At 56.1% G+C, this 839-nt stretch carries 1 protein-coding gene; it reads left to right on the top strand.

What is annotated here, in order from left to right:
- Window positions 1–839, top strand: an 839-nt coding sequence (locus L693_RS28465; protein ID WP_155983925.1) for an AMP-binding protein, incomplete at both ends; no start/stop codon positions are given.

Raw genomic sequence — 839 nt, 5'->3', positions numbered from 1 at the left:
ACCGGATCACCTGGCAGTTGTGTACGAGGATCAACAACTGACGTATCGCAAGCTGAACGAGCGAGCGAACCAATTGGCTCGTAGATTGCGAAATGAAGGCATTGGACGCGAGTCGATTGTCGGCATCTTGAGCGAACGCTCGGTGGACATGCTGGTTGGCGTACTGGCGGTATGGAAGGCAGGAGGCGCATATGTGCCGCTGGATGCAGATTATCCGTCGGAGCGTATTCGCTTTATGCTGGAGGATAGTGGCGCGACGGTGCTGCTGACGCAAACAGGCTTGCAGGAGCGTGCGCAGGTGTGGCTGGAGGAAAGCCAATGGGCCTTGGCCGGAGGGAAGTCTGAAGGTCGACTGGAAACGGCGGTTAGCGCTGAGACGGTGGAACCAGATACTCTCCAGGGTGACCTGAATTTAACAGCAGATGCGCCATCTGACAGCGAAGGAGCATCTGAGCCAGCCACGGGACTGCGTCTGCATACCGTACTGGCATTGGACGATGAGTCACTGTACACCGGAGATACAACAGATGTCGATCAAATCAACGAACCGCAGGATCTGGCGTATGTGATCTACACGTCCGGTACAACGGGACGTCCGAAGGGCGTCATGATCGAGCATCGCAGCTTGGTAAATACAGCTGCGGCCTATCGCCGGGATTATCGTCTGAACCAGTTCCCGGTACGACTGCTGCAACTGGCGAGCTTCTCCTTCGACGTGTTCGTCGGCGATATCGCACGGACGCTCTATAACGGCGGCACGATGGTCATCTGTCCGAAAGACGACCGGATTGATCCGAGCCGTCTGTATAGCTGGATTCGTGATTACCAGATTACGGTGC

Origin of the sequence: Paenibacillus sp. 1-18 (assembly GCF_000520755.1) — a bacterium.
Taxonomy (GTDB): Bacteria; Bacillota; Bacilli; order Paenibacillales; family Paenibacillaceae; genus Paenibacillus; species Paenibacillus brasilensis.
The sequence above is the reverse complement of the archived record's forward strand: the minus strand, read 5'-3'. Positions and strand labels throughout refer to the sequence as shown.